Source organism: Mesorhizobium sp. LSJC285A00 (assembly GCF_000503155.1).
GTDB lineage: Bacteria > Pseudomonadota > Alphaproteobacteria > Rhizobiales > Rhizobiaceae > Mesorhizobium.
Map to the genome: position 1 here is coordinate 71,403 of NZ_AYVK01000031.1, position 7,800 is coordinate 79,202.

Genomic DNA, 7,800 nt, shown 5'->3' on the forward strand with positions numbered 1-7,800 from the left:
AGTGGGCTTGCTGGGTGTCCTATGCGATTACGTGACCGAGAGCACCAAACCTTAGCGACAACGCTCGCGCTCACGCAGACGCGGCTCGCGCGCGCAAACGCCCCAGGATTTCCTCGCGGACAATCTCGGTGTGAGCGCCTAGAGCCGGAACGGGGCGCAGTGAGGGGTGCTCGGAGTTGAAAATCGCCGCCGGCGCTATTGTCTCGACGGTTCCTTCAGGTGTTCCAACCTCAACCCTGCGAATGTGTGGGTGGTTTGAAACATCCCGCAATTCGTTCAGTCGGCCGTATGCCAAACCGGCCGCCTCAAGCTCCCGCATCGCTTCATGGCAGGACAGTTCACAAAAGCGCCTCTCAATGACCTCATCGAGCTGTGCACGGTGACCGAGGCGCTCCATGTTATCGGCAAAACCAGGTGCGCGTGTAAGCTCCGGCTGCTTCAGGAATTTCTCGCAGAAGTTTACCCATTCGCGGTCATTTTGAACCGAAAAGATGAGCTCTTTGCCGTCAGCGCAACGATAGGCGCCATAGGGTACCAGCGACGGGTGTTTCACGCCGGCGCGTACGGTGTGATAGCCGCTGTAGTCGCTTTGCAGAACCGGAACATTCATCCAGTCGGCGATGGCATCGAACAGTGACACCTGGATGCTGGTGCCTTCGCCGGTGACCTCGCGGTGATAGAGGGCCTGAAGAATGGCGCTATGCGCTGTCATGCCCGCCGAGATGTCACAAACCGAGACCCCTACACGCGCGGGCCCTTGTTGGTTGCCGGTGATCGCGCATAGACCTGTTTCAGCCTGGACGATGAGATCATAAGCCTTTAAATGGGAATACGGCCCTGTCTCCCCGAAACCAGAGATGTCGCAGGTGATCAGCCGCGGAAAACGCCGACGGAGATCCGCAGACGCGAAACCCAGTTTTACTATACTGCCCGGCTTCAGATTCTGGATAAAGACGTCCGCATTGGCAATGAGCGCATCGAGGACGGCGCGGTCCGCTCCCGTTCTCAGGTCCAGGCAGACCGACTCCTTGCCCCGGTTGAGCCAGACGAAGTAAGCGCTCTGTCCCCGCACCAACTTGTCGTAATTTCGGGCAAAATCGCCTTCGGCCCTCTCGATCTTGATCACCCGGGCGCCGGCGTCCGCAAGGCGCGATGATGCGTAGGGCGCAGCCACGGCCTGCTCAACGGCTACGACCGTGATCCCCTCAAGAGAGTTGTGCATGCGACACCGTGCTTTTCATCCCAATTTTTTCGTCTTGAGCCCGACGACGGTTCAGCATCGCCAGCAACCGGTTTTGTTCATTCCCAACGATTGAGAATGCCTCGTCGACACCCATTCCAGGCTTTGCAAGCATCATGTCGGCTTGGGTTGCCACAGAAACATGGACAGAAACTTGGGCGGAGAGATCTGTCTCGGTACAGCTTCCCCCGACATACGCTCCGACTTTGTTGGTTTTGCAAATGAGGACGGCACGAGCCGTATCGGCTATTGAGCCAACATCGGGGGTCTTGATTTGAACGAGATGCGTGGCCTTCGCTTCGGCAAAGAGCCGGATATCCTCGAGCGTATTGCATCTCTCATCCACGACAATGCGCGCGCTAGAACCCCGGTTGTCCACTATCGATACGATATTGGCGTAGTTCTCAATTTGAGCTTGCGTGGAACCAAAGTCCGCCGGGGACTCGATGTTGAGCGTAAAATCCGGGACGGTGTCGGCAACCTTGCAGATAAAGTCAGCGATGGTTTGCGGCTCCAGGCCGATTTCCTGGCCGATCCAGCCATAGACATCGAAATGCAGCACCGGATGGTACCCCGGGCGGCCGATTTCGCGCGTACGCGTAGCAACCCACTTGACGAACTCCAGGAAGGTCTGGCCTCCGACGCCGAATTTCTGCCGTGAGTTGATTAGACCGTGGGGAAGAATATCCACGGACCTCAGAATCATCTTGTCGACATTGATTTCCCGCGCATCGCCGCTTTGGCAGTAAATCGGAACCCTGCACGTCGGTAGCGGCAAATCAAACTCAGCACATATGATCTCCGCCATTGTCTTGCGCTGAAGGTGGGCGGCTGCGCGAAGTAGCGCTTGGCTGACACCATACTCAACGGCGAGAGGTAGCCGCTTATGTTCGTGAGGCTCGAGAACTTGGGCGCAGGCGTCAAGATAGCGAGAGGCATCGAGATCGAGAAGCCGTGGTTTCACGATCCGCGACGTCAAATCCGAGATGAGAGCAGTTTCGAATAAAGGGTCGCGTCCGCCAGCACCAGAGTACTGAACGTTCAACAAGTCGCCCCAAACTACCATGTCGTCGGTGAGGACAAGCCCGACACTAAGCGAGGATGCCGGAACGCGAATGGTCGTGAACCCAGGCGTTATCGGCTCGCCAGCATAGATGAAGCCGTCCTGGGCCGCGCCGGCCCTGATGGCAGCTTGGTCGTCATAGAAAAATGCGCCACTACCAGGCGCGAGGAGGACGTCTTTGATCTGCATTTCACTTCGCTCGATTTTTCGGACGACGTTGATAGGCGGATGCCGTTCGATCCGTTACCCGCCAAGTATGTGCCACTTGGCGTTGGGTTCGCCAGTATAATGTCCCGGACGGTGCCATCGTGTTTTGAGATAGCCGGTACCCAGGACTTCTGTCGCCCTCACACCTCTATGCGGAGACTAGCCTTAACAGGGATGCGTTGGAGCCGAACGAAGCCCCCGTCCCGGAGACTGGCGTATCTTGTCGGAAGATTGCCATCGTCTCGGGCTCCTTCTTGTTTGTTGCTACGTGGAGTGGGGTCTGCGCACATGCCCTTGCTGCGTGTCAGGCACCAGCGTCGCTGGTATCATTTGAGCGCCACTCCAAGGGCGCGCCCGCGAAACACAGCCGGTCGGTGCGAATGTTGCACGCCCGGCCTGACGGAAGCAGACCGAAGACATAGCCGATGAGCCGACCGTCGACGAAGGGGTCGGCAGCGACTCCGCCTTCTGCTTGGGTGACCATAATCAGTTCGGCCGGATCGGGCGTGTCGCCTTCCCCAGACCGCAGCCTGCACGACTCGGCAGCACGGAACTCCGCCCTGCCCGATATAGAGCGAAATTCCGCCGCGTTCATGCCAGAAAGCGTTTGCCAAGTAATCCTGCCGTTGAGAGCAGCCATTGCCGAGGAGCGTTGCCAAATACGGATTCTAATATGCTCGTTATCTAGCTTTCAGATAGGCGCAAAGGGCATGCAGGGGGTCTTCGGGGTTGGGAGGACGGATCGATTTGATGTATCGTTGATCTGGTGTGGAATGCACGTCTTGCCGATTCGCCTCGTGACGACCCTATGCTGCGCCTATCATTCGCGATCGCGATGGGTGGAAGTGTCGTCGGCACATCGGAACGAAAAGCACGATCAATGCCTTTGAACATATGGGCATCGAACACGCTGGGATATTTGGTAAGCAGACGCGCCGTCGGAGACATTCGAACAGCTCTATTCCTTCGCCGACCGGGATCGAACTCCGCAGGAATCATCTCCTTGGTGGAGACCGATGCCATGGATCTAACCTTGCCGAGCCGTCTGGATACGCTACTCCCTGATCCTGCTAGGTCTCCGGACATGCTCGTCAACAATGCCGGCATAGTCCGCGGCTGTCACGCGCTGGCTCCTAAACGAGTTCGGAAATTGCCTCGACTTCACTGCTTGAGTTTTCCGCGGTGCCCACCGACCCACGCACAGGAGACCGATATGCGTTTACGCTCCACTCGTTGTCGGGTCTTCGACAAAGTCGGACATGAGATCCAGTGCTATCAGAGCCATCCCACTGTTGTGAAATTATTTTCTCATTTGGCACGACACGTGCAGCACTATCCGCGAACGCATTGCGGCACGGATCATCCCATGATCAGGATAACCGAACAATCAGTCGCCCCGCGAAAAGCTTTCGCGAGCCGACGAATAAACTTGCGCTTGTTTTCCAGTCGACATCATTCTTCAGGGTATCCGAACATGACCTCTTTCGATTTCCGCGCAACGCTGAGTGCTCCCGACGGTGATCCCCATCTTTGGCTCGAAAGACATAGAAGGCGAACGGACACTTGCCGGCGGCCAGGCATTCGGCGAGGACGGTGGAGCACTGCGATGGAACGCAGTTCGAGCGCGACCACGACGCCCTTTCAGCGATTTTCGACCGTCCCGACAACATTCCCCTGATGACGCGCTGTGGCCAGTACCTCTACAATTTCTGGCGAGATCCCCGAAACCCGCGCGGACCATGGCGCCGGACCACCGTTGCCGCCTACCTGATGGCGGATCCCTGGTGGGAGCCACTGCTCGATCTGGACGCCCTCGCCGGAGAGGACTGGATGTGGGGCATGGCGTCGCTTGAGCGAGAGACAGGAAAGAGCCGTGCTACGCCTGTCGCGCGGCCGCAGCGATGCGGTCATCGCGAATTCGATCCGGGGTGCCTGGGCTTCATCGCCGACGGATTCAGGCTGCCGGAGGCCAAGGGCGGCATGAATTGGCTCGACCCTGACACGCTTCACTGGAGCTCGCCGTGCCGGGCCTCGTTTACCGTCCAAGACGCGCAGCGTCCGCGGGTGGTCGGCCCGCTGGCGCTATCATTCACGGCGGACCAGAGGCCGTGGCCGGCGCCTTTTCGCACCGACATCCAGACGTGGCCGACCCCGATATCCTGGTCCCGGGTTCGAACGTCAGCGGTCCACGAGCTAGACTTGCACCACAACCACCTAGACCACAAAAATCAAGGATGGACAGCGTCGCCCGCCGGCCGCCTGGCGGCACTGGCGGGGCGCTCTTCCCGAGGTAGGCGCGGATCGCGGTCTACGGTGGCTTCGTGGTCTCGCCACGCTCAGGGACTATCCGGCCCTCTGGAGGGCGCGCTCCGCGGACTCTGCCGGAAGGATGCCGAAAAAAGAACAGGAACTTACGATGAGAGTCGCACCAGAATTTAGCAAGGTTGTTGAGCTATCCGAGATGAAGTCACTGCCCTCCAAAGCGCGCGCTGTCATAATCGGAGGCGGGGTGTCGGGGTGCTCCGTCGCATATCACTTGGTGAAGCTCGGATGGACGGACGTGATCCTGCTCGAGCGTAAGCAACTTACGTGCGGCACGACGTGGCACGCCGCTGGATTACTCAGCGAGCTTCGCGGGTCTAGCGACATGACAAAACTGACCAAGTACTCAATGCAACTCTACTCGAGCCTAGAAGTCGAGACGGGTATTGCAACCGGACTTCGCCGCGTCGGCTCATTGTCTATCGCGCTCACCCAGGAGCGCAAGCACGAGCTATACAGGCAACTCTCGCTCGCAGCCGCACACGGCGTGGAGGCGCGAAAAGTCTCTGTGCGAGAGCTGGAGGATATGTACCCTCATCTCGGTTTGTCTGATGTCACTGCTGCGCTTCATTTCCCTAATGATGGACAATGTGATCCAGCCAACGTCGCGATGGCGCTGGCCAAAGGCGCACGTCAGCACGGCGCCTCAATCTTTGAAGGAGTTAAGGTAGCCGGTGTTCAGGCAAGGAATGGCCGGGTATCGAGCGTAACATGGGAGAAGGAGGGCCAGCGAGGGGTGATTGAAACGGAATGCGTAGTAAACTGTGCTGGCATGTGGGCACGGGAATTCGGAGCTAGAAGCGACGTCTCGGTTCCATTGCATGCGTGCGAACATTTCTACATGGTTACAGAACCAATAGACGGACTAACTCGGCTGCCGGTCCTACGGGTTCTTGACGAACATACGTACTACAAGGAAGATGCAGGAAAACTTCTCTTCGGGGCGGTGGAACCGAAGGCGAAACCGTGGGGCATGGACGGCATCCCGGAAGATTTCTGCTTCGATCAGTTGCCCGAGGACTTTGCACATTTCGAGCCTATTATGGAGAAGGCTTTAAAGCGAATTCCGATGCTGGCCACAGCCGGTATTCGTACCTTCTTCAACGGGCCAGAAAGCTTCACTCCGGACGACCAATATCACTTGGGTGAAGCTCCTGATGTTAGGGGCTATTGGGTAGCCTGTGGGTACAACAGTACAGGGATAGCTGCCTCAGGAGGTGCAGGCTTAGCGCTGGCGCAGTGGATGAACGACGACGAGCCGCCGTTCGATTTGTCAGGCGTAGACATCCGTCGGATGGAGCCGTTTCAGAAGAACTGTTCGCGCTTGAAGGAGCGGGTTTCGGAGGTAGTGGGACTTTCCTTTGCCGACCACTTCCCCGCTCGTCAGATGACAACAGCGCGCGGCATTCGACGCTCGCCAATTCATGAACATCTCAAAGCACGCCGGGCGGTCTTCGGTGAGGCGGGGGGCTGGGAGCGAGCCAACTGGTTTGCCAAGGAGGGCCAGGAGCGCGAATACCGATACTCCTGGCACCGCCAAAACTGGTTTGATAATCAGCGCGACGAGCATATCGCGGTTCGTGAACGGGTGGCTGTTTTCGACTTGACTTCATTCGGAAAAATCCGAGTGGAAGGTCGGGACGCTACTAGCTTTCTCCAGCGGCTTTGCTCCAATGATGTCGACGTGCCGGTTGGCCGGGTCGTTTATACGCAAATGCTGAACGAGCGGGGCGGTGTCGAGTGCGATCTCACCGTGAGTCGTCTCACGGAGACTGCTTTCCTGCTGGTCGTGTCGGCCCTCACAGTGCGACCCAATCTCTCTTGGCTGAGGCGGCATCTAGGCGACGAGTTCGTCGTTATCACCGATATGTCGACGTCCGAAAGCGTCCTGGCAGTGATGGGACCGAATTCGCGCGAACTGCTCGGCAAAGTAAGTCCGAATGACTTCTCCAACGAAAACAATCCTTACGGCACCTGCCAGGAGATTGAAATCGGCATGGGTCTGGCGCGGGCCCACAGAGTCACCTATGTCGGCGAGCTGGGCTGGGAGATCTACATTCCGACTGACCAGGCCGCGCATGTCTTCGAAGTAATCGTGGCGGCGGGCGCAGATNTGGGCTGGGAGATCTACATTCCGACTGACCAGGCCGCGCATGTCTTCGAAGTAATCGTGGCGGCGGGCGCAGATGTGGGACTCAAGCTGTGTGGCCTTCATGCCATCAGCTCGTGCCGCATCGAGAAGGCATATCGGCACCTCCCCGATGATGTTGGCAGCGGGGATCATGTGCTCGAAGCGGGACTGGGCTTCGCTGTCAAGACGGCAAAGCCTGGATTTGTTGGCCGCGATGCGGTGCTGAGAAAACTTGAGGCGGGACTTGACCGTCGGCTGGTTCAGTTCCGCCTTAAAGACCCCGCCCCTCTACTTCATAAGAACGAGGTCGTTTTCCGAGACCGTCGGATCGCCGGAACAATCACTTCCGGCGACTACGGGCACACGCTCGGTGGAGCCCTTGGCCTTGGCTATGTACCGTGCAAGTACGAATGCGAGGCAGCTCTGCTCTCCTCCTCTTATGAGATTGAGATCGCCGGCGAGCGCTTTGCCGCAGAAGTCTCGCTCAAACCGATGTATGACCCCAAGGGCGAGCGGGTGCGGGCTTGAGAGTTGGAGCGGTTGGGCACCCACCAACGTGTCCTAAGTATCCACGCTCGCAGGCCCCGTCTAACCGATCCCACAATGCTGCAGGGCTCGCGGAACTGGCGAGAACGGGCTTCTACAAGGAGGTTCATGTTAAATCGCCGGGCGCGTACATTGTACGCTGCATGATCACCGCTCGCGGTTATCTGGCGGGCGGCCCGCGTCCGGCTCGGCAACATGATCCTTGGGTTGTGCGCCATGACCTGAGACCCTGAAGCTCCTCCAGTTTTTGGTAGAGTCTGTCCCACTCAAGGAGACGGACGAATGAAGCGT

General features: G+C 58.2%; 4 protein-coding genes and 1 pseudogene. 2 read left to right on the forward strand and 3 right to left on the reverse strand.

Going from position 1 to position 7,800, the window contains the following annotated elements:
- Window positions 1-70: 70 nt before the first annotated feature.
- The 3 genes from X726_RS146130 to X726_RS146120 all read right to left on the reverse strand — a co-directional run bounded on the left by X726_RS146130 (window position 71) and on the right by X726_RS146120 (window position 3,150).
- Entirely contained in the window at window positions 71-1,222 is a 1,152-nt protein-coding gene (locus tag X726_RS146130) for a CaiB/BaiF CoA-transferase family protein (RefSeq protein WP_023671881.1), read from the reverse strand.
- The gene (locus X726_RS146125) at window positions 1,206-2,492 is read right to left on the reverse strand and encodes a methylaspartate ammonia-lyase (RefSeq protein WP_023671882.1); all 1,287 of its coding nucleotides are present in this window, start codon (window positions 2,490-2,492) and stop codon (window positions 1,206-1,208) included. Before X726_RS146125 ends, X726_RS146130 begins: the two co-directional genes overlap by 17 nt.
- Window positions 2,493-2,814: 322 nt before the next feature.
- The gene (locus X726_RS146120; protein WP_023671883.1) at window positions 2,815-3,150 is read right to left on the reverse strand and encodes a hypothetical protein; all 336 of its coding nucleotides are present in this window, start codon (window positions 3,148-3,150) and stop codon (window positions 2,815-2,817) included.
- A 1,821-nt stretch (window positions 3,151-4,971) separates the two neighbouring features.
- Here X726_RS146120 and X726_RS146110 point away from each other — a divergent pair.
- Together X726_RS146110 and X726_RS1000000171890 are read left to right on the forward strand one after the other, a co-directional pair.
- Window positions 4,972-7,491 carry an FAD-dependent oxidoreductase gene (locus tag X726_RS146110; protein WP_023671885.1) on the forward strand — a complete coding sequence of 840 codons (2,520 nt, stop codon included), beginning with the start codon at window positions 4,972-4,974 and terminating at the stop codon, window positions 7,489-7,491.
- A gap of 74 nt (window positions 7,492-7,565) precedes the next feature.
- Window positions 7,566-7,719: pseudogene (locus X726_RS1000000171890) on the forward strand (IS110 family transposase); the annotation flags it as partial.
- Window positions 7,720-7,800: the final 81 nt, after the last annotated feature.